The 21,493-nt window shown below is 72.9% G+C and carries 17 protein-coding genes; 10 read left to right on the forward strand and 7 right to left on the reverse strand.

Annotated elements, in window-relative coordinates; genetic code table 11:
• The first annotated feature begins 88 nt into the window (after positions 1–88).
• The 3 genes from ACZ4XX_RS09140 (at position 89) to ACZ4XX_RS09150 (ending at position 5,198) form a co-directional block, all read left to right on the forward strand.
• Complete coding sequence (locus ACZ4XX_RS09140; RefSeq protein ID WP_468507291.1) at positions 89–586, forward strand: MarR family winged helix-turn-helix transcriptional regulator; 498 nt, start codon at positions 89–91, stop codon at positions 584–586.
• Positions 587–623: 37 nt separating this feature from the next.
• Positions 624–3,548, forward strand: coding sequence for an FAD-binding and (Fe-S)-binding domain-containing protein (locus ACZ4XX_RS09145; protein ID WP_468507292.1), 2,925 nt, complete (start codon positions 624–626; stop codon positions 3,546–3,548).
• Between the two features lie 225 nt (positions 3,549–3,773).
• Positions 3,774–5,198: a Gfo/Idh/MocA family protein gene (locus ACZ4XX_RS09150; RefSeq protein ID WP_468507293.1), complete on the forward strand. Its 1,425-nt coding sequence runs from the start codon at positions 3,774–3,776 to the stop codon at positions 5,196–5,198.
• A 124-nt stretch (positions 5,199–5,322) separates the two neighbouring features.
• Here the strand turns inward: ACZ4XX_RS09150 and ACZ4XX_RS09155 are convergent, their stop codons facing one another.
• Positions 5,323–6,939, reverse strand: coding sequence for a peptide-N4-asparagine amidase (locus ACZ4XX_RS09155; protein WP_468507294.1), 1,617 nt, complete (start codon positions 6,937–6,939; stop codon positions 5,323–5,325).
• Positions 6,940–7,132: 193 nt separating this feature from the next.
• Between ACZ4XX_RS09155 and ACZ4XX_RS09160 the strand changes: the two genes are divergently transcribed.
• Positions 7,133–9,019: an ABC transporter transmembrane domain-containing protein gene (locus ACZ4XX_RS09160; protein ID WP_468507295.1), complete on the forward strand. Its 1,887-nt coding sequence runs from the start codon at positions 7,133–7,135 to the stop codon at positions 9,017–9,019.
• Positions 9,016–10,797: an ABC transporter ATP-binding protein gene (locus ACZ4XX_RS09165; RefSeq protein WP_468507296.1), complete on the forward strand. Its 1,782-nt coding sequence runs from the start codon at positions 9,016–9,018 to the stop codon at positions 10,795–10,797. Before ACZ4XX_RS09160 ends, ACZ4XX_RS09165 begins: the two co-directional genes overlap by 4 nt.
• Before the next feature lie 167 nt (positions 10,798–10,964).
• On the opposite strand, the gene ACZ4XX_RS09170 is transcribed toward ACZ4XX_RS09165, so the two are convergent.
• Complete coding sequence (locus tag ACZ4XX_RS09170; RefSeq protein WP_468507297.1) at positions 10,965–11,756, reverse strand: metal-dependent hydrolase; 792 nt, start codon at positions 11,754–11,756, stop codon at positions 10,965–10,967.
• Between the two features lie 131 nt (positions 11,757–11,887).
• On the opposite strand from ACZ4XX_RS09170, the gene ACZ4XX_RS09175 reads away from it, so the two are divergent.
• Entirely contained in the window at positions 11,888–14,401 is a 2,514-nt protein-coding gene (locus ACZ4XX_RS09175) for a DEAD/DEAH box helicase (protein WP_468507298.1), read from the forward strand.
• A gap of 14 nt (positions 14,402–14,415) precedes the next feature.
• On the forward strand, positions 14,416–15,279 hold the full coding sequence (locus ACZ4XX_RS09180; RefSeq protein WP_468507299.1) for an acyl-CoA thioesterase: 864 nt from the start codon (positions 14,416–14,418) through the stop codon (positions 15,277–15,279).
• A gap of 91 nt (positions 15,280–15,370) precedes the next feature.
• Here ACZ4XX_RS09180 and ACZ4XX_RS09185 read toward each other — a convergent pair whose 3' ends face one another.
• Positions 15,371–16,441 carry an RNA ligase (ATP) gene (locus tag ACZ4XX_RS09185; RefSeq protein WP_468507300.1) on the reverse strand — a complete coding sequence of 357 codons (1,071 nt, stop codon included), beginning with the start codon at positions 16,439–16,441 and terminating at the stop codon, positions 15,371–15,373.
• Positions 16,442–16,557: 116 nt separating this feature from the next.
• Entirely contained in the window at positions 16,558–16,794 is a 237-nt protein-coding gene (locus ACZ4XX_RS09190; protein WP_468507301.1) for a DUF6011 domain-containing protein, read from the reverse strand.
• A gap of 36 nt (positions 16,795–16,830) precedes the next feature.
• Here ACZ4XX_RS09190 and ACZ4XX_RS09195 point away from each other — a divergent pair, with 36 nt between their 5' ends.
• Together ACZ4XX_RS09195 and ACZ4XX_RS09200 are read left to right on the forward strand one after the other, a co-directional pair.
• Positions 16,831–17,313 carry a glutathione peroxidase gene (locus ACZ4XX_RS09195; protein WP_468507302.1) on the forward strand — a complete coding sequence of 161 codons (483 nt, stop codon included), beginning with the start codon at positions 16,831–16,833 and terminating at the stop codon, positions 17,311–17,313.
• The gene (locus ACZ4XX_RS09200; protein ID WP_468507303.1) at positions 17,306–18,088 is read left to right on the forward strand and encodes a putative protein N(5)-glutamine methyltransferase; all 783 of its coding nucleotides are present in this window, start codon (positions 17,306–17,308) and stop codon (positions 18,086–18,088) included. Before ACZ4XX_RS09195 ends, ACZ4XX_RS09200 begins: the two co-directional genes overlap by 8 nt.
• A gap of 51 nt (positions 18,089–18,139) precedes the next feature.
• Here ACZ4XX_RS09200 and ACZ4XX_RS09205 read toward each other — a convergent pair whose 3' ends face one another.
• Positions 18,140–19,351, reverse strand: a complete 1,212-nt coding sequence (locus ACZ4XX_RS09205; protein WP_468507304.1) for an MFS transporter — start codon at positions 19,349–19,351, stop codon at positions 18,140–18,142.
• A 146-nt stretch (positions 19,352–19,497) separates the two neighbouring features.
• Between ACZ4XX_RS09205 and ACZ4XX_RS09210 the strand changes: the two genes are divergently transcribed.
• Positions 19,498–20,028, forward strand: a complete 531-nt coding sequence (locus tag ACZ4XX_RS09210; protein ID WP_468507332.1) for a CGNR zinc finger domain-containing protein — start codon at positions 19,498–19,500, stop codon at positions 20,026–20,028.
• 28 nt (positions 20,029–20,056) lie between these two features.
• On the opposite strand, the gene ACZ4XX_RS09215 is transcribed toward ACZ4XX_RS09210, so the two are convergent.
• Together ACZ4XX_RS09215 and ACZ4XX_RS09220 are read right to left on the reverse strand one after the other, a co-directional pair.
• Positions 20,057–20,896, reverse strand: coding sequence for a hypothetical protein (locus ACZ4XX_RS09215; protein WP_468507305.1), 840 nt, complete (start codon positions 20,894–20,896; stop codon positions 20,057–20,059).
• A gap of 46 nt (positions 20,897–20,942) precedes the next feature.
• Complete coding sequence (locus ACZ4XX_RS09220; protein ID WP_468507306.1) at positions 20,943–21,485, reverse strand: nuclear transport factor 2 family protein; 543 nt, start codon at positions 21,483–21,485, stop codon at positions 20,943–20,945.
• Positions 21,486–21,493 lie beyond the last annotated feature (8 nt).

Below are 21,493 nucleotides of genomic sequence, written 5' to 3' on the forward strand. Positions count from 1 at the left end.
GCTCCTTCGAGGGTTCGGCGATGTCGATGAGAGCTTAGCTCATTGTTACCTATACTCACAATGAACAAGGTCCTGATATTGTTCCCGCATGAGCACCTCCGCCGTCCCGACCGGAACCGGCCGTTCGAGGGAACCCGACACCGAGGGCGCCGAGGGCGCCGACGGACTCCTCGCCGAGCAGCTGCTGCGCCTCACCCGGCGTCTGCACCGCATCCAGAAGCGCCACCTGGAGCCGGTCGGCATCACACCCGCCCAGTCCAGGCTGCTCCGCACGGTCGCGCACTTCGGAGATCCGCCCCGGATGGCCGACCTCGCGGCCCGGCTCGAGGTCGTCCCGCGCGCGGTGACCAGTCTCGTCGACGGTCTCGAGGCCGTCGACCGGGTGCGCCGGGTTCCCGATCCGAACAACCGCCGGGTGGTGCGCATCGAGCTCACCGACGCGGGCCGCGCCACGCTGCGCGAGCTGCGCAGCGCGCGCCGGGCGGCCGCAGAGGACATCCTTGCTCCATTGACCGCCGCACAGCGCGAGGTGCTCGGAGGTCTGCTGTCCGCCCTGGTCGACCCCGGCCCGGAGGGCGGCTGCTGACCCCCGGGGACGCGGACGCGCGAAGGGGAGCCGTGACATGCCGCTGTTCGAGCCGAACCCGCAGGCCCTACGCCCCGGTACGAAGCGGAGTCCGGCCCCGGACCGCGTGCCGGAGCTCCAGGCCCGGGGGACGCCGAGGCGGCTGCGCGAGGAACTCACCGAGCTCCTCGGCCCGGAGAAGGTCCTCTCGAAGATCTCCGACCTCGTGCGGTACGCCTCCGACGCCAGCCCGTACCGCTTCGTCCCGCAGGTCGTCGTCGTCGCCGAGGACATCGACGACATCTCCACGATCCTGTCGTACGCGCACGGCAAGGGCCGCGAGGTCGTCTTCCGGGCCGCCGGGACCAGCCTCAACGGGCAGGCGCAGGGCGAGGACATCCTGGTCGACGTGCGCCGCCACTGGGCGGGCGTCGAGGTCCTGGACGGCGGGACCCGGGCCCGGATCCGCCCCGGCACCACCGTCGTACGGGCCAACGCGGCACTCGCCCCGCACGGGCGGGTCCTGGGTCCCGATCCGGCCAGCGCCATCGCGTGCACGATCGGCGGGGTCGTCGCCAACAACGCCTCCGGCATGACGGCCGGGACGACGCGGAACTCGTACCGGACGGTCGCCTCCCTCACCTTCGTGCTGCCGAGCGGGACCGTGGTCGACACGGCAGACCCGGCCGCCGACGAGGACCTGGCGCACGCCGAGCCGAGGCTGTGCGCGGAGCTGATGGAGCTCAAGGCGGAGATCGAGGCGGACACCGACCTCACCGGCCGGATCCGCGCCAAGTACGCGATCAAGAACACCAACGGCTACCGGCTCGACGCCTTCCTCGACGGCGACACCCCGGTGAGCATCCTGCGGGGCCTCATGGTGGGCTCCGAGGGCACCTTCGGCTTCATCTCCGAGGTCGTCTTCGACACGCTGCCGCTGGACCGCGAGGTGTCCTCCGCCCTGCTCTTCTTCCCCTCCCTGCCGGCGGCGGCCGAGGCCGTGCCCCTCTTCAACGCGGCGGGAGCGCTGGCCGTCGAGCTGATGGACGGCAACACCCTGCGGGCCTCGGTGAGCGTGGCCGGCGTCCCGGCGGACTGGGCGGAGCTGCCCAAGGAGACGGCCGCGCTCCTGGTCGAGTTCCGGGCTCCGGACGCCGCCGCGCGGGAGGCGTACGAGCGGGCGGCGGCGGAGGTCCTCGGCGGGCTCGACCTGGTGGCCCCGGTGGCCTCCGTGGAGAACGCGTTCACCACGGACCCGGGGCGGATCGGCGGCTACTGGAAGGCCCGCAAGGCGTTCGTGACGGCGGTCGGCGGCTCACGCCCCTCCGGTACGACCCTGATCACGGAGGACTTCGCGGTGCCCCCGGCACGGCTCGCGGAGGCCTGCGAGGCACTGCTCGACCTCCAGTCCCGGCACGGCTTCGACGCCGCCGTGGCCGGTCACGCCGCGCACGGCAACCTCCACTTCCTGCTCGCCTTCGACGCGGGCGACCCCACCGACGTCGAGCGGTACGCGGCCTTCATGGACGAGTTCTGCAAGCTGACCGTGGAACGCTTCGACGGCTCCCTGAAGGCGGAGCACGCCACCGGCCGCAACATCGCGCCGTTCCTGGAGCTGGAGTGGGGCACCCGGGCGACCGACCTGATGTGGCGGGTCAAGGAGGCCATCGACCCCGACGGGGTGCTCGCTCCGCGGATCGTCCTGGACCGCGACCCGCACGCCCATCTGCGGGGCCTCAAGACGATCCCCACGGTGGAGCGGATCGCCGACCCCTGCATCGAGTGCGGCTTCTGCGAACCGACCTGTCCCAGCCACGACCTGACGACCACTCCGCGCCAGCGGATCGTGCTGCGCCGGGAGATGATGCGACAGCGCGACGGGTCCCCGGTCGAGGCCCGCCTCCTGGAGTCGTACGGCTACGACGCCGTCGACACCTGCGCCGGTGACTCCACCTGCAAGCTGGCCTGCCCGGTCGGCATCGACACGGGCGCGCTGATGAAGGAGTTCCGGCACGAACGGCACACCTCGCGCGAGGAGCGGATCGCCGCCCTGGCCGCGAAGAACTTCCGGGCGGCGGAGGCCTCCGCGCGGCTCGCGGTCGCCGCGGCCGACCGGATCGGCGACCGGGTCCTGGGGTCGGTGACGGGCCTGGCGCGCCGGGCGATCAGCACCGACCTCGTACCGGAGTGGCTGCCGGAGATCCCGGGGGCGGCGGCGCGGCGGCTGCCGCGCACCCACCGTCCCGCGGCGGTCGCCGTCTACTACCCGGCCTGTGTGAACCGGATCTTCGGCAATCCGGACGGCGAGCGGGGCCCCTCCCTCCCCGAGGCCGTGGTCGCGCTGTCGGCGCGCGCGGGCAAGCCGGTGTGGATCCCCGACGACGTGGCCGGAACCTGCTGCGCGACGATCTGGCACTCCAAGGGGTACGAGCGGGGCAACGAGGTGATGGCGAACCGGATCGTCGAGGCGGCCTGGGGATGGACCGCGGGCGGGACGCTGCCGCTGGTGGTGGACGCCTCCTCGTGCACGCTGGGCCTCGCGCACGAGGTCGTGCCGTACCTGACGGAGGACAACCGGACGCTGCACGCCGAGATGACGGTGGTCGACTCGCTGGTGTGGGCGGCGGACGAGCTGCTCCCCCGGCTCGACGTACGCCGCCGGGTCGGCTCCGCCGTGGTCCATCCGACCTGCTCGATGCTGCATCTGGGCGACGCGGAGAAGCTGACGGAGCTCGCGCGGGCCTGCGCGGAGGAGGTCGTCGTCCCCGCCGACGCGGGCTGCTGCGCCTTCGCGGGCGACCGGGGCATGCTGCACCCGGAGCTGACGGCCTCGGCGACCGCCAGGGAGGCGGCCGAGGTGACGGCGCGGCCCTTCGACGCGCATCTCTCGGCCAACCGGATGTGCGAGATCGGGATGGACCGGGCGACGGGCCGCCGGTACGGATCGGTGCTCCTCGCCCTGGAGCACGCGACACGGCCCTGACGCCTTTCGTGTTCTTGACGGCCCCTCACCCCCTGTGGTGAGGGGTCTTTCGTACGTTCGGGTGAGGGTGGGTGCCCGGTACGGCTCGGTCCGAGATCCGGAACAGTAAAGTCCAACCACCCGTCGCAAGAGTCCTATCGGCGCCCTTGCGCACCATCGGTCACCGGGGCCAGGGTCCTGAGCGGGATTCATGAAACAGCCGTGCCCACAGCTCCGGGAGGTTCCATGAACGAGCAGTCACCGCACGACCCGAGCCGCCGCAAGGTCCTCAGGACCACCGCCGCCGCGGCCGGGGCGGGTCTCGGTATCGGCGCCCTCGGCGTCCCGTCCGCGGAGGCGGCGACCCCGGCGGTCGCTCCGGCCGCCGGGCCGGCGGGCGCGGCCGGCGCCGCGCCGAAGCGCGTCGGGGCCACCATGGCCGGGGTCCCCTTCGCGGGCCGCTCCACCGTCCGGGTCGGCATCGTCGGCTACGGCAACCGGGGCGCCGGCATGATCGGCCACTTCCTCTCGCTCCCCGGGGTCCGGGTGAACGCCGTCTGCGATCCCGTGCGCGACAAGGCCGAGCGGGCCGCCGCAGCCGTCGTCGCCGCCGGACAGCCCGCACCCGCCGTCTACGCGAACGGCGAGAACGACTACGAGGACCTCTGTGCCCGCACCGACCTCGACCTCGTGTACGTGGCGACCCCCTGGGAGACCCACTTCCCGATCGCCCGGACGGCGATGCTCAACGGCAAGCACGTCGGCGTGGAGTGTCCGGTCGCGATGCGGCTCGACGAACTGTGGGCGCTCGTCGACCTGTCGGAGCAGACCCGGCGGCACTGCATGCAGCTGGAGAACTGCTGCTACGGCCGGAACGAGATGCGCGTGCTGCGGATGGCGCACGCCGGGAAGTTCGGCTCGCTCCTGCACGGGGCGGGGGCGTACAACCACGACCTGCGCGGCCTGATGTTCTCCCCGACGTACTACGAGGGCCCCTGGCGGCGACGCTGGCACACGCAGTTGAAGGGCGACCTCTACCCCAACCACGGCTTCGGTCCCGTCGCCAACTACATGGACGTCAACCGGGGCGACCGGGCGGTGAGCATCAGCAGCTTCGGCACCCCGGCGCTGGGCCTCGCCGAGTACCGCGCGGAGCACATGCCGCCCGGCGACCCCAGCTGGAAGGAGACGTACATCGGGAGCGACCGGACGATCAGCCTGGTCCAGACGGCCCAGGGCCGGGTCATCCGCCTGGAGCACGACGTCTCCACCCCGCACCCGTACAGCAGGATCAACAGCCTGGGCGGCACCCGGGGCGTCTTCGAGGACTACCCGGCCCGGATCTACCTGGAGCCGGACCACAAGGACGACCAGTGGGCCGACTTCTCGGCGTACGCGGGCGAGTTCGACCACTGGCTCTGGAAGGAGCACGCCAACCCGCCGGGCGGCCACGGCGGCATGGACTACATCATGGTCTACCGCCTGATGCAGTGCATGCGGCTCGGACTGCCGCCGGACTTCGACGTGTACGACGCCGCCACCTGGACGGCGCCGGTGCCGCTGAGCCACGCCTCCATCAAGGCGAAGGGCGCGCCGCAGGAGATCCCCGACTTCACGCGCGGCGAGTGGCGCAAGGCCCGCTCGGGCGTGGACTCGGTGAAGCCGGCCTGACGGCAGGGCTCCCCGCGTACGGTGCCCGGCCTCCGCGTACGCTGCCCGGCCTCCGCGTACGGGGGCCGGGCATCGCGTCCGGGAGCCTGCATCCCTCGCGTTCAGGGGCCCGGCACCGTCCTGGTCAGCAGCGTCGCAGGTCCTGGGTGACCGTTCCCTGCACGGTCGTCAGGCTCCGGTCGTGGCAGCCCTCGGAGCCGTACAGCCGGTAGCGCTCGTTCGTGGTGCCGACCGCGTGCCGCTGGTCGCGCGGGACGCCGGTGGTGTAGGTGGCGTCCCCGGTGTACGTGTCGTCGAGCCGCGACCAGGACAGGCGTCGTCCGTCGCGCAGCACGGCGGTGTCGGCGCGGTCCCCGAGGGTGAGGACGGTCCGCAGCCGGTCGCCCGCGCCGATCGTGGTCTCGCCGTCCATGGTGTACGTCCGGTCGGCGCGGGTGACGGTCCGGCCGCTGGTCACGGTCTCGCGGTCGGTCCAGCGCGCGGTGAACGCGTCCGGGTTCTCCCCCTCGCCCCAGCGGTGCACGGAGGTGTGGGCGACGGTCCGGTCGACGGTGGTGGCGACCCGGCCGTGCGAGGTGTTCAGGTGCCCGGCGACGGTGAGCCGGTGGCCGGCGTCGGTGTCGAGCCGGTGGAGGGAGTCCGCGGAGCCCGGGGTGTGGACGGAGGAGTTGCGCGGGGTGGTCTCCTCGTGGCGGTCGAGGCCGCCGGTGACGACCCGGCTGCCCTCGTCCTGCCAGAGGAGCACGTTCGTGGGGGTGGACCAGCCCGACTGCCCGGCCGGGACGCCGGCGACGCCGACCTCCACGCGGTGGGCGCGCCCGTCGTTGAGGACGGCGGCGAAGGGGGTCAGGTCGTAGAGGATCGGCTGGACGTCGAAGGCGCGCGGCCCCGGGGTGACGTACCAGAGGAAGGGGTTCGACCAGCCGCCGGTCCAGACCGTGGGGAAGGGCGCGGCGATCCCGGCGAGGCGTCCGTCGACGGAGACGCGGACCTCACGGTGCGGTCCGTCGGTGGCCCGGCAGGAGTAGGGGGCGGCGTCGGGGACGGAGAGGTACCAGTACTCCTCGCAGCCGCCGCCGGAGCCGGTGGCGTACACCTCGGCGAGGACGCGCTCGGTGTTGCGCGGGGTGGTGAGGGTGGGGCCGGTGAGGGGGATCACCCGGTCGGGCGTACCGGCGGCGGGCTTCACACGGCCCTGGGCGGTGTGGAAGGTGAGGGTGACGCGGACGTCAAGGACGCCGGTGTAGGTCTCGTTCACGACATTGCCGATGAGCATCTCGACGGCGCCGGGGCGGCTGAGGGTGTCGCGGTAGCGGGTGACGTCCTTCTCGACCGACCAGCTGATGCCGTCGGGCGAGGGCTGCGGTGTGGAGGTGCGGAGGATCTCCACCCCTCCGACGGTGAGGTACCCGAGGCGGTCGTACTGGCGGCCCTTCACGTTTCCTTCGAGGCGCAGGACGACCTTGTTCCAGCGTGTGCCGCACTCCTTCGGCGGGGTGTAGCCGCCCTGGTAGGGCGTGAAGTCGCGGAACCGGGCGGCGGCGAGGGTGACCTCGCAGCTGCGGGTGCCGGGGGTCTCGACGGGCGGGGCGGCGGTGACCGGGTCGTGCCAGTCGTTCGTGAACTCGGCGGGCGGCGTCGGGCCGTTCGGACCGTCGGCGGCGGCCGGGTGGACGGTGAGGAGCGCGCCGGCGGCGAGGACCAGACCGCTGAGCATGCTCATGATCTTGAGTGATCTCATGGGGCTGGAGTGAAGCGCGCTCGGCTCCGTGCGGTCCAGAGGACGATGAGCGGACATGGCGCGATCTGTTCCCCTCGTGCGGAAAATCGATTGCCGCCCCCGGGGGAAGACGCGAACCTTGCACGGCTTTCCCCGCCGTCGCACACCCCCGGCGCGCGTTCCCCCAGACAAGACCCGGAGACCCTGGGACGCCATGCAGATTCGAGATCTTCCCTATGCCGACCCAGGGGTCCCCGATGTCCGCTCGGGCACCCGGTTCCTCGTCTGGCTCGGCCGTCAGCAGCTCGGCGGGCAGGTGAAGTCCATGCTGTGGGGACTTCTGCACCACCTGGGCATCGCCGGACTGCCCCTCGGCATCGGCATCGCCGTGCAGTCGGTCGTGGACCGCGACGGCGGGCGCCTCGGACTCGCCGGAGTGCTGCTCGTGGTGCTGGGCGCCGCGATCTCCGTCGGTGACGTCATGCTGCACCGCACCGCCGTCACCAACTGGATCACGGCCGCCGCCCGCGTCCAGCAGCTCCTCGCCCGCAAGACCGCCGAACTGGGCTCCGTCCTGACCCGCCGGGTCGCCGCGGGCGAGGTCGTCGCCGTCTCCACCGGCGACGTCGAGAAGATCGGCTGGTTCGTCGAAGCGCTGTCGCGGTTCGCCGCGGGCGCCGTCGTGCTCGTCTTCGTCTGCGTCGGCCTCGTCGTCTACCAGCCCGCCCTGGGCGTCGTCGTGGCCGTCGGCGTGCCGATTCTCGCCCTCGCCGTGCTGCCGCTGCTCCCCCGCGCCACGCGCCGGGCGGACATCCAGCGCGAGAAGGCGGGCAAGGCCACCGAGCTCGCATCCGACACCGTCGCCGGGCTCCGTGTGCTGCGCGGCATCGGCGGCGAGGAGCTGTTCCTCGGCCGCTACCGCGCCGCCTCCCAGGAGGTCCGCGCGGCCGCTGTGCGCAGTGCCCGCATGTGGGCGCTGATCTCCGCGATCCAGGTCGTGCTGCCCGGCATCCTGCTCATCGTCGTGGTGGCGTACGGCGCGCGGCTCGCCTTCGACGGGCGGATCACGGTCGGCGAACTGGTCACCGTCTACAGCGCGGTGGCCCTGACCTACCACCCGCTGCGCAACTTCGAGGAGATCGCCATGGCCTTCTCCTTCTCCCGGCCGTCCGCTAAGCGGGCCGCCCGGGTCCTGGCGCTGGCCCGCACGACCAGCACGACCGCCGGGGAGGACGGGAGCGAGGACCGCAAGGCGACCGGTGACCTGTACGACCCGCTGACCGGGCTGCTCGTGCCGGCCGGCCGCTTCACCGCCGTCGTCTGCGGCGACCCGGACGTGGCCGGACGGCTCGCGGACCGGCTCGGCGGCCACCCGGCAGAACCGGGAGAGGACCACACCTCGGTGCTGCTCGGCGGGGTCCCCCTCGACGAGCTGCCGCTGGACTCGGCCCGTACGGCCGTCCTCGTCCAGGACAAGGACCCGGTCCTGCTCTCGGGCACCCTCCACGAGCTGCTCGACGTGCCCCGCTCCGGCGAGGTGCTCCCGGACCGGGCCCTGGCGGCCGCCCGGTGCGACGACGTCCTCGACGCGCTTGCCCAGGCGTCCGTGGACGCCGACGGCGATCCGATGCGCACCCGGATCACCGAGCGGGGCCGGTCGCTCTCCGGCGGCCAGCGCCAGCGGCTCGCCCTCGCCCGGTCCCTGGTGACCGACCCGGAGGTGCTCGTCCTCGACGAACCCACCTCGGCGGTCGACGCGCACACCGAGGCCCGGGTCGCCACCGGCATCGGCGCCCTGCGGGCGGGCAGGACCACCGTGGTCCTGGCCTCCTCGCCGCTGCTCCTGGACCGCGCCGACCGGGTCGTCCTGATCGACGAGGGCCAGGCCGTCGCCGTCGGCACCCACCGCGAACTGCTCGCCCGTGAACCCCGCTACCGCGCGGTCGTCACCCGCGAGACCGAGGAGGAGCTCGCCGCGACGGCGTCCTCCGCCGACGCGCTCGGCCCGGTCGACGGGGTCGACGGGGTCGACGGCGCCACACCGGTCGGCGCGCTCGACGCGACCGACGAACTCGAAGCACTGGAAGGGGAATCGGCATGATCGGCCTGGCGCCACCGGAGTACGACCCGGCGGCCCCGACGACGGCGACGACACTGCCCGTCGCCGCCGACGCGACCGTCCGCGGCTATGCACGCGAGCTGCTGCGCCGCCACCGCCGGGCGTTCGCGCTGCTCATCGGGGTGAACGCGGTCGCCGTGGTCGCCTCGATGGCCGGTCCGTACCTGCTCGGATCGGTGGTGGACAAGCTGGCCACGGGCGCGCGTGAACTCCATCTGGAGCGCACGATCGCCCTGTTCGCGGCCGCCCTGCTCGTCCAGACCCTCTTCGTCCGGCTCGTCCGGCTGCGCGGGGCCATGCTCGGCGAGGAGATGCTCGCCGACCTGCGGGAGGACTTCCTCGTCCGCGCGGTCGGCCTGCCGCCCGGCGTCCTGGAGCGGGCCGGTACGGGTGACCTGCTCTCCCGCATCACCACGGACGTCGACCGGCTCTCCAACGCGATGCGCGAGGCCGTGCCCCAGCTGGCGATCGGCGTCGTGTGGGCCGGACTGCTGCTCGGTGGCCTCGCGGTCACGGCGCCTCCGCTCGCGCTCGCCGCGCTGCTCGCCGCACCGCTGCTCATCGTGGTCTCCCGGTGGTACTTCCGGCGGGCGCCGGCCGCGTACCGCTCGGAGTCCGCGGGGTACGCGGCGGTGGCCGCCGCCCTCGCCGAGACGGTCGACGCGGGCCGCACGGTCGAGTCGCACCGGCTCGGCGCGCGCCGGATCGCGCTGTCGAACCGGCGGATCTCGGAGTGGGTCGCCTGGGAGCGGTACACGCTCTTCCTGCGCTCGGTGCTCTTCCCCGCCGTCAACCTCACCCATACGACGGTGCTGTGCGCCGTGCTCCTGTTCGGCGGGGTGTTCGTCCTCCAGGGCTGGATCGACGTCGGACAGCTGACGACGGGCGCGCTGCTCTCCCAGATGCTGGTGGACCCGATCGGCATCGTGCTCCGCTGGTACGACGAACTCCAGGTAGCCCAGGTGTCCCTGGCCCGGCTCGTCGGCGTACGCGACATCGAGCCGGAGGCGGGCGACGCGGAGGTACGGCCCGAGGGCCGGGCCGTCCGGGCGGACGAGGTCCGGTTCGGCTACCGCGAGGGGGTCGACGTGCTGCACGAGGTGTCCCTGAAGGTGGCACCCGGCACCCGGCTGGCCCTGGTCGGCCCGTCCGGCGCCGGCAAGTCGACCCTCGGCCGCCTCCTCGCGGGCGTCTACGCCCCGAGGACCGGATCGGTCACCCTCGGCGCGGCCGAGCTGGCGCGGATGCCCGCCGAGCGGGTCCGTGAGCACGTGGCCCTGGTCAACCAGGAGCACCACGTCTTCGTGGGCTCGCTCCGCGACAATCTGCTCCTGGCCAGGACCGGGGCCACGGACACCGAGCTGTGGGCGGCGCTCACGGCCGTGGACGCGGAGGTCTGGGCGCGGGGGCTCGACGAGGGCCTGGACACCGAGGTCGGCTCGGGCGGCCGTTCGCTGACCCCTGCGCAGGCCCAGCAGATCGCCCTGGCCCGGCTCGTCCTCGCGGACCCGCACACGCTGGTCCTGGACGAGGCGACCTCGCTGCTCGACCCGCGCGCGGCCCGGCATCTGGAGCGGTCACTCGGCCGGGTCCTGGACGGGCGGACGGTCGTGGCCATCGCACACCGGCTGCACACCGCGCACGACGCCGATCTGATCGCGGTGGTCGAGTCCGGCCGGATCAGCGAGCTCGGCAGCCACGCGGAACTGGTCGCGGCGGACGGGGCGTACGCGGCGCTGTGGAGGTCGTGGCACGGCTGACGGGTGGCGGGACAAGGGGAGGGGCCGCACCGGATCACCGGTGCGGGCCCTCCCGACCTAGGTCCTGTCGTCACACTCCCGTCGTCGCCCGGAGGGCGGCCCCGCGGCGTCAGGTGCGAGAGCGCGTGCATGGCGTCGCGGGGCAGGCGGGAGTGTGACGACAGGGCCTAGAAGAACCCGAGCGCCGAGGCGCCGCCGACCCCGCCGAGCACCATGAACGCGGGCATCAGGACCTTGAGCTCGACCCAGCTGCCGGCCCGGAAGCGCATGCCCTTCGGCGGGCCGATCGGGTACCAGCGCTTCCGGCCGACCGGGATGGGCCACAGGATGGGGCAGCCGGAGACGGTGAGCGCGTCGCCGATGTCGTGGACGAGTGCGCCGAGCACGATCGGGAGCCCGAGCCACAGGTACTCCTGGCCGGGGCCGGTGAAGAACCAGTCCGAGCCGTTGCCCGGCTTGTCGAGGACACCCGCCAGGATCCAGGCGCTGGTCGCGCCGAGCAGCCAGACCAGGACGTCGCTGGACATCCGGGCGGCCCGCCACAGCAGGCCTTCCACGGCGAGGACCAGGTGCACGAAGAGGATCGCGAGCACCGCCCACCGGCCGCCGGTGACCGCCGCGGCGGAGGCGCCGCCGCCGATCAGGACCGCCCAGAGCCAGGTGTGGGTGAGGGTCCGGTGACCGCCGGACCTGCGGGGGTCGGCGGTGGAGCGGGTCGCCTTGTAGACGGCGTACGAGAGCTTGTCGACGATCTCGCACAGGAGCTTGGAGACCGGTCCGAAGGCCCGCGAGATGGTCGCCGACTTGTGGTCCAGGTCGGGAGCCAGGGCCGCGCCCGCGCAGATGAGCGCGCCGACGACGAGAACCGGCCAGGGCATCGGGCGGTCGAAGGCCGCGGCGGCCGCTCCGACACCCAGCCAGGCCGCCGCTCCGGACAGCGAGTGTGCCGGTCCCATCATGGTTGGCCCGCCCCGTTTCTCCCCTGCCGGCGCTCAGTTGACGACCGGTCGACGGACGAGCCTATCGTCCGTGATCTTCGAACCGGTGGCCGGTTCCCTCATCCGAGCGGAATCCAGGCAAGATGGGGGGCGTGACCCTTATCGATCAGCTGCCGCCGACCGCCGACCCCGACGCCCTCTTCGAGGCCTTCTCCTCCTGGGCCGAGGACCGGGGCATCACGCTCTACCCGGCCCAGGAAGAGGCGCTGATCGAGGTCGTCTCCGGGGCCAACGTGATCCTCTCCACGCCCACCGGATCGGGAAAGTCGCTGGTCGCGGCGGCTGCCCACTTCACGGCGCTGGCGAACGACCAGGTGACCTTCTACACCGCGCCGATCAAGGCGCTGGTGTCGGAGAAGTTCTTCGACCTGTGCAAGATCTTCGGCACCGAGAACGTCGGCATGCTGACCGGCGACGCCTCCGTGAACGCGGACGCGCCGGTGATCTGCTGTACGGCCGAGGTGCTCGCCTCGATCGCGCTGCGCGACGGCAAGTACGCGGACATCGGCCAGGTCGTCATGGACGAGTTCCACTTCTACGCCGAGCAGGACCGCGGCTGGGCGTGGCAGATCCCGATCCTGGAACTCCCCCAGGCGCAGTTCGTCCTCATGTCGGCGACGCTCGGCGACGTGTCGATGTTCGAGAAGGACCTGACCCGGCGCACGGGCAAGCCGACCTCGGTGGTCCGCTCGGCGACCCGGCCGGTGCCGCTCTCGTACGAGTACGTGCTGACGCCGATCACGGAGACCCTGACCGAGCTCCTGGAGACCAGGCAGGCGCCGGTCTACATCGTGCACTTCACGCAGGCGCAGGCCGTCGAGCGCGCGCAGTCGCTGATGAGCATCAACATGTGCACGCGCGAGGAGAAGGACAAGATCGCCGAGCTGATCGGCAACTTCCGCTTCACCACCAAGTTCGGCCAGAACCTGTCGCGTTATGTGCGCCACGGCATCGGCGTGCACCACGCGGGCATGCTGCCGAAGTACCGGCGGCTCGTCGAGAAGCTGGCGCAGGCCGGTCTCCTGAAGGTGATCTGCGGCACGGACACGCTCGGCGTGGGCGTGAACGTTCCCATCCGTACGGTCCTCTTCACCGCCCTCACGAAGTACGACGGCAACCGGGTGCGGACCCTGCGCGCGCGTGAGTTCCACCAGATCGCGGGCCGCGCCGGCCGCGCCGGCTTCGACACCGCCGGTTACGTGGTCGCCCAGGCCCCCGAGCACGTCATCGAGAACGAGAAGGCGCTCGCCAAGGCGGGCGACGACCCGAAGAAGCGCCGCAAGGTCGTCCGCAAGAAGGCCCCGGAGGGCTTCGTCGCCTGGAGCGACACCACCTTCGAGCGGCTCATCGCGGCCGAGCCGGAGCCGCTGACCTCCCGTTTCAAGGTCACCAACATCATGCTCCTCTCGGTGATCGCCCGCCCGGGCAACGCCTTCGAGGCGATGCGCAAGCTCCTGGAGGACAACCACGAGCCGCGCAAGGCGCAGCTGCGGCACATCCGCCGGGCCATCGCGATCTACCGCTCCCTGCTCGACGGCGGAGTCGTCGAGCAGCTGGAGACGCCCGACGCCGAGGGCCGCACGATCCGGCTGACGGTCGACCTCCAGCAGGACTTCGCGCTGAACCAGCCGCTGTCGACGTTCGCACTCGCCGCCTTCGACCTGCTCGACCCGGAGTCCCCCTCGTACGCCCTGGACATGGTCTCCGTCGTCGAGTCGACGCTCGACGACCCGCGCCAGATCCTCGCCGCCATGCAGAACAAGGCGCGCGGCGAGGCCGTCGGGCAGATGAAGGCGGACGGCGTCGAGTACGAGGAGCGGATGGAGCGGCTCCAGGACATCTCGTACCCGAAGCCGCTCGAGGAGCTCCTCTGGCACGCGTACAACGTCTACCGGACGTCGCACCCGTGGGTCGGCGACCACCCGGTGTCGCCGAAGTCGGTCATCCGCGACATGTACGAACGGGCGCTGACCTTCACGGAGTTCACCTCCTGGTACGAGCTGGCGCGCACCGAGGGCATCGTCCTGCGGTACCTCGCGAGCGCGTACAAGGCGCTGGACCACACGATCCCGGACGATCTGAAGACCGAGGACCTGGAGGACCTGATCGCCTGGCTGGGCGAGATGGTGCGCCAGGTGGACTCCTCGCTGCTCGACGAGTGGGAGCAGCTCGCCAACCCGGAGATCCAGACGGCCGAGGAGGCCCAGGAGAAGGCCGACCAGGTCAAGCCGGTCACGGCCAACGCCCGCGCCTTCCGGGTCCTGGTGCGCAACGCCATGTTCCGCCGGGTGGAGCTGGCCGCCCTCGACAACCTGAACGCCCTGGGCGAGATGGACGGCGAGGCGGGCTGGGACGCGGACGCCTGGGGCGAGGCGATGGACGCGTACTGGGACGAGTACGACGACCTCGGTACGGGCCCCGACGCACGCGGCCCGAAGCTGCTCGCCATCGAGGAGGACGCGGCCCACGGCCTGTGGCGCGTCCGGCAGACCTTCGCCGACCCGAACAACGACCATGACTGGGGCATCAGCGCGGAGGTGGATCTCGCGGCCTCCGACGAGGAGGGCCGCGCGGTCGTCCGCGTGACGTCCGTCGGACAGCTGTAGAGGAGAGACCTGACGTGACCAATCCCGCCGAGAGGCTCGTCGATCTGCTCGACCTGGAGCAGATCGAGGTCAACATCTTCCGCGGGCGGAGCCCGCAGGAGTCGCTGCAGCGGGTCTTCGGCGGGCAGGTCGCCGGGCAGGCCCTCGTCGCGGCCGGCCGCACCACCGAGGGCGACCGGCCGGTGCATTCGCTGCACGCCTACTTCCTGCGGCCGGGGCGGCCCGGGGTGCCGATCGTCTACCAGGTGGAGCGGGTGCGGGACGGCAGGTCGTTCACGACCCGCCGGGTCACCGCGGTCCAGGAGGGCCGGACGATCTTCAATCTCACGGCCTCCTTCCACAAGCCGGAGGAGGGCGCCTTCGAGCACCAGCTGCCGCCGAGGCACCTGACGGACCCGGAGAGCCTGCCGAACCTCGCGGACGAGATCCGCGAGCACCTGGGGGCACTGCCGGAGGCCCTGGAGCGAATGGCCCGTCGGCAGCCCTTCGACATCCGGTACGTGGACCGGCTGCGCTGGACCCAGGACGAGGTCAGGGGAGCGGATCCGCGCAGCGCGGTGTGGATGCGGGCCGTGGGGCCGCTCGGGGACGACCCGCTGATCCACACCTGCGCCCTGACGTACGCCTCGGACATGACGCTCCTCGACGCGGTACGCATCCCGATCGAGCCGCTGTGGGGCCCGCGGGGCTTCGACATGGCGTCGCTGGACCACGCGATGTGGTTCCACCGGCCGTTCCGCGCGGACGAGTGGTTCCTGTACGACCAGGAGTCCCCGATCGCGACGGGCGGCCGGGGGCTCGCGCGGGGCCGGATCTACGACCGCGAGGGGCAGCTCCTGGTGTCGGTGGTCCAGGAGGGCCTGTTCAGGAAGCTGTGAGCCGGGCCGCGGGCGGAGCCGCTCGGCACGGTCGGGCCCGGCCGTTCCCGGCCGGGCCACGCCCCGCCCTGGCCGCCCCAGCCCGGCCCGGTCACTCGTACTCGGTGCCGTTCTTCCGCGTCAGATAGGCCGGGCTGATCGCCTTGGCGATGGCCCTGCCGCCGACGATCGGGCTGTACCGCTCGGTCGCGGGCCGGATGACGACGCCCTCCCGCAGGTGAGCCTCCCGTCCCGAGACGGTCTCCCGGCCGCTCGCGTGGGCGAGGACCGTGTCCAGGTCGTACGGGCCGGAGTACAGCCGTGGGACGAGCGGGACCTCGCCGGCCTCCAGGACCTCGGCCGGGTCCAGCCACTCCACCCGCCCGTCGATCTCGGCCGACACGTCGAACAGCGCGTAGCCGACGGTCTCGGAGCGGGCGTCGGCGCCGTAGGCCAGGTCCTGTACCCCGGAGCCGTAGACCTCGCCGAAGAAGCCGACCCGGCGGGCGCCGAGACGTTTCGCCAGCCGCTCGGCGACGGCGGGCAGGCCATGGCCGTGGACGGCGCGCCAGTACAGGTTGCGCGGGTCCTCCTGGAGGGCGAGGCCCTTCGACCCGAAGCCCTTGGACGAGACCTGGACCCGTCCCTCCTCGGCGAGGAAGGTGAGCAGACAGGCCGAGCCGTGCAGCTTCTCCGTCAGGACGACGGTCTCGCCGGGCTCGAAGATCTCCGGGTAGCGCTGGAGGTTCTCGATGTCGACCCAGGGCAGCAGGTCGGGCGCCACCTCCACGTCACCGTTCATGGTCGGCGGTATCGGCGGCACCCACTTGGTGATCCCCAGCGTCTCCGCGAAGTCGGTCCGCTCGGCGGCCGCCAGGGTCAGATCGGCACCGGCGAGCGCGCCGGGCAGGCACACGATGCCCTGCGACAGCTCCCCGCGCAGCCGCACGGCCTTGACCCGGTCCGACTTCCCTCCGGCGAGCCGCCCGGTGAGCCCGAGCTCCTCGATGAGCCCGGCGGGCAGCACGGCCTGCTCCGGGATGTAGACGGCGGCGTCCCCGGTCCGGTACGCGCCCTTGGCGACGACGGCCCGGTAGAGGCCGACCTGCGCGAGTTCCAGGGCATCGGCGTTCGGGTGGGGATGGACGGTCAGGACTTCGGCGGTGACGCGCAGGGTCGACATCTCAGGACTCCGGGTGCTCGGGTTTCGGTCTCATCGGGCCCACTGTGCCGACCGGGGAAACGGCTGGGCGATCTTTTTTCGGGCTGGTAGCGTCGCCGGGTTCCGGCGCAATGGCCCTACAGGGCCTGGTCGATGCCCGGAAGGGTGTCCTGGTCCACGTCGTGGCGGCGGGTGCGGATGTCCGGGGCCGGCGGGTGCAGTCTGGCGTCGCAGGTCGGTCCCAGGCCCGTGCGGCGGGAGTCGGCTCCGGTGAGGGGACGGCCGCACAGACGGCAGGGGATCCGGCGCGGTCGGACCCCGGGTTCTGCCTCCGGTGCGGAATCGATCGAGATTGCCAGTGGTTCGTCTCCCATGCTGAGATCAAACCCTATTCCGACGAGGAGCAGTCCATGAGCCTGTACGACATCCCGCTGAAGACCCTGACCGGCGAGCCGGTCTCCCTTGCCGACTACCGGGACCGCGCGGTCCTGGTCGTGAACGTGGCCTCCAAGTGCGGCCTGACGCCGCAGTACGAGGGTCTGGAACGGCTACAGAAGGAGTACGGCGACCGCGGCTTCACCGTGCTCGGCGTGCCCTGCAACCAGTTCGCGGGCCAGGAGCCCGGCAGCGCCGAGGAGATCCAGACCTTCTGCTCGACGACGTACGGCGTCTCCTTCCCGCTCCTGGAGAAGATCGACGTCAACGGTGAGGCCCGTCACCCGCTCTACACGGAGCTGGTGAAGGTCGCCGACGCCGAGGGCGAGGCCGGTGACGTCCAGTGGAACTTCGAGAAGTTCCTGATCGGCCGCGACGGCCTGGTCACCCGCTTCCGTCCGCGGACCGAGCCCGGCGCCCCCGAGATCGTCTCCGCGATCGAGGCGCAGCTTGTCTGACGTCGTGAGCGGCGCGGGGGTCGTCGAGCGGCTGCGGGCCGCGGGCTGTGTCTTCGCGGAGGAAGAGGCGGAGATGCTGCTCGCGGCGGCGGCCGGGCCCGCCGACCTCGACCTGATGGTCGAGCGGCGGGCCGCGGGCCTGCCTCTGGAGCACATCGTGGGCTGGGCCGAGTTCGCCGGGCTGCGCATCGAGGTGGACGGCGGGGTGTTCGTCCCCCGGCGGCGTACGGAGTTCCTGATCGAGCACGCGGTGGGCCTGGCCCGGCCGGGCGCCGTCTGCGTCGACCTGTGCTGCGGCTCCGGCGCGGCGGGCGCGGTCCTGCTCGACCGGGTCGAGGGCGCGGAGGTGCACGCCTCGGACATCGAGCCGGCGGCGGTGCGCTGCGCCCGCCGGAACGTCGAGCCGCGCGGCGGCCGGGTGTACGGGGGCGACCTCTTCGCCCCGCTGCCCCCTGAACTGCGGGGCCGGGTCGAGATCCTGGTCGCGAACGTGCCGTACGTCCCCACCGGGGACATCGGGCTGCTGCCCCCGGAAGCCCGCGACCACGAGCCGCTCGTCACGCTCGACGGCGGCCCTGACGGCCTCGACGTGCTGCGACGGGTCGCCGCCGAGGCACCGGAGTGGCTGGCGCCGGGCGGGCGACTGCTGGTCGAGACGAGCGAGCGGCAGGCCGAGCGGGCGGTGGACGTGGTCACCGCGTGCGGTCTCGAGGGGCGTGTCCTGAGCTGCGAGGAGCGGTACGCGACCGTACTCGTCGCGACCTGGGCCGGCTGACGGGGGTTCCACCCGTCGGCGGCCGGGCTCCGCTCTCCCGGCCGCCCGCACTCAGCGGCTCAGGGTCTCCTCGACCGCGACCGGCTCCTTCCGGGAGCCGGGTTGCCGCCGGATGCCGGCGTAGATCACCACCGCCACGAGTTGCAGGGCCGCGATGGCGGCCAGATCCCAGGTGCCCGAGCCCGAACCGGCCCCTCCCACGAGGGCGGCCCCGAGCGCCGCGGCGGAGATCTTCAGCCCGGCACCGACGGTGAACACCTGGGTCCGGCGGTGCGGCGGTGCGTGGTCCGCGCGCAGGCGCAGGGTGGCGGTCAGCAGGAGGCCGTCGCACGCCCCGGCGGCCGCGAAGGCGGCCGCGCAGGTGAGCGGCCCCGGGGCGACGGCCGCCGCCGCGAGTGCGAGTCCGGTGCCGGTCATCCCGGTCACGGCGAGGCGGACGGGGGCCGCGGCCGGCCGCAGCTTCGCGAGTGCGAGGGAGCCGGCCAGGGCGCCTACGGCGAATGCGGTCACCAGCCAGCCGCCTGTTCCCGGGCGGCCCTGACCGTCGGCGAGCAGGACGGCGGTCGTGGTCAGGGCACCGAGGCCGACGAAGGCCAGGCAGGTGGCCGCGGTGATCGCCCGCAGTTCCCTGCTGACCCACACCGCCGCCAGACCTGCGCTCAGTTCGCCCCGTACCGGAGTGGTGTCCGGGCGGGCGGCCGGGCCCTGAGGCAGGGGCAGCGCGCAGGCCAGCGCCGCCGCACAGGCCGCCGCCACGGCCAGGGCGGCCAAGGCCGTGCCGGCGCCCGCCGCCGTGGCGGCGAGCCCGGCCGCCGCGGGGCCGGCGACGCCGGCGGCGTTGTGGACGGAGGCGTCCAGGGCGTAGGCGCGATCCTGCTCCGGACCCGGGCCGAGCATCAGGGCCGGCAGGCTGGACAAGCCGCCGGAGACGACCGGGCCGCAACAGCCGCCCGCCGCGGCGACGACCAGCACCGCGGGCAGGGGGAGGTGGCCGACGCTCACCGCCAGGGCGGCGATGGCCCCGGCGAAGCCCGTGAGAGCGCACGCGTAGAACACCCCGGGCCGCCGCGCCCGAGCTGCCAGGGCGCCTGCGGCCGGGGCCGCCAGGACGTGCGGGGCCATCCACGCCGCCAGGATGAAGGCGCCCTGCGCCGCGCTGTCGAGGCGCTGCGCGGCGAGCATCACCACGGCCACCGCCATGCCTTCCTCGGCCGTCCGGGCGCAGAACGCCGTCGCCAGGTAGAGCCGTACGCCTCCGGGCACGCCCGCCCCCACTTCGTAACGGGTTATCGAGATAAGACGTTACAGTAGGAGGGAGACGCCGGGCCGGGCACCCACGGCAGGCACTACCGCCAGGAGGGAGCACCGTGAACCAGCACGGTTTTCAGCCCGCTCAACGCCTGATCGACATGGCGAACGCGGTTCGGACCACCCCGGACCTCTCCAGGGCGGCGCTCGCGGAGCTCCTCGCCCGCCATGACGAGAGCCCTGACGACCTGACCGATGCCGCGTTCTCGGAGGGCGACGCCCAGGAACTGCGGTACGCGGCCGAGCGGATGTCCGGGATCCTCGCCGAGGCCGACATCGACCGGGCCGCGCTCGCCCTCAACGGCGTGCTCGCCGAGCACGCCGCCGCGCCCCGCCTCTCCCGCCACGACGGACACGCCTGGCACCTGCACATCGACCACGGTGACGACGCGGGCTGGGGCGACTGGTTCCTCGCCTCGAGCGCCCTGGCACTCGCGCAGATCCTCAGTGAGCACGGACGCGTCACCTGGGGTGCGTGCGAAGCCTCGAACTGCCGGAACTTCTATCTCGGCACCGGTCCCGGAAGCCCCCGCCGCTACTGCTCCCCCACCTGCGCGTCACGCGCACGGGTCGCGGCCCACCGCCGCCGCAGGCAGCAGGCGGCCCCCACGAACGACGGGTCCGGCCGATAGCGGCCGTACGGACGTCCCCCGGGCCGGCTCAGCGGCCGAAGGTGTCGATGTTCTCGACGAGCCAGCGCCCCTCGCGGAGCACGACGTCCACGGCGAACATCGCGCCCGCGTAGACACCCTGGTCCCTGGCCTCGGCCGCCTTGCCCTTCGACGGCCTGCCCGCCGTGCTCACGCTGCTCTGGTCCGCGTAGACCAGGACGCGGGCGCGGTCGCCGTCGATCCGCTCCACCGCGCTGTCGGTGACGGTCGTGGTGATCACCGTCTTCTGCCGGCCCGCCTTGGCGAGCACCCCGCCCAGCAGCGTCCGGTGCTGGGCGACGGCCTTGCCCGTCAGAAGCGTCCTGCCCGCGCGTTCGAAGGGGGCGGTGTCGGCGTGGTCGTACGAGAAGAGCGCGGCGACGGCGGCGCCCGTCTGGCCCTTGATCTCACTGGTGCGGGCGAGATCGGTGAGCGCGGTGTTGCCGCGCGCGGGGTCGTCACGGAGCTCACCCGCCCTGCTGTACGCCCATCCGGCGAAGCCGCCGAGCAGGAGCGTCAGGACACACAGGACGACGAGGGGGACGCGGCCGGTCCTCTTCCTGTCGGACTTCTCCCGGCCGGTCGTCTCGCTCGCGGTCGTCACACCGCCGGTCCTGTCGCCGCCGGTCCTGTCGCGGCCGGTCGTCTCGCTCCCCGTCGTGTCGCGGCGCCCCTTCGGCTGCGCGGCAGCTTCCCGTACGGACGTCACCGCCGGTCGTTCCGCCGTTCGCGGGGCGGGTTCCGTGAGCACATCCCCAGGCGTACGGGACGTGCCGCCGGGCGCCGGCCGGTCGGCGAGGGCGGCCCGGCGGCGGCGCTGGCGGTTGAGGTGGTGGCGGGGCGTCGGCATCGTGCGTGTCCTTTCGGGTGCGGGCGGCTGTCGCGGGACGGACCGGTCAGCCGGTCGCCGTGCCGCCCACCGGGGCCTGCCCCAGCGCACTGAGCTTCCAGTGGCCGTCGGTGCGCGTGAGTTCGCCGAGCATGCGGCTGTCCTTGTCGGTGCTCTTGCTGTCGGGGGTCGTGACGGTGATGCGCAGCGCGACGAGCAACCGGGCCCGCCCCGCCCGGTCGTCCAGTTCCGTGACGGCCCCCGACAGCACCCGGGCGGTGGTCACCGTCCTCGCCGCCCTCACCTGACCGGTGAACTCCTCGCGCCCCTCGACCAGTTGCTTGTGCAGCTCGCCGGTCGTGGAGGACTCCCAGAGGTCGAGCCCCTGCTCCACCCGCTGGTGATCCAGGGTGTTGAGGTTCTGCACGGCCTGCTCCCCGGCCGCGAGCGCCTCGTCGCGTTGCACGGCGTACGCGGCGGAGCCGTCGTGAGCGGCGGCGTACCAGTCCCGGCCGGTCCAGGCCGCGGAGGCACCCGCGGCGAGGGTGAGCACGAGGGCCACGGCCAGGGCCGGGCGGATGCCCACCGGGGTGCGGACCGGGCGTGTCATGGGGTGCT

The sequence above is a fragment of the Streptomyces sp. NPDC029956 genome (assembly GCF_055574655.1).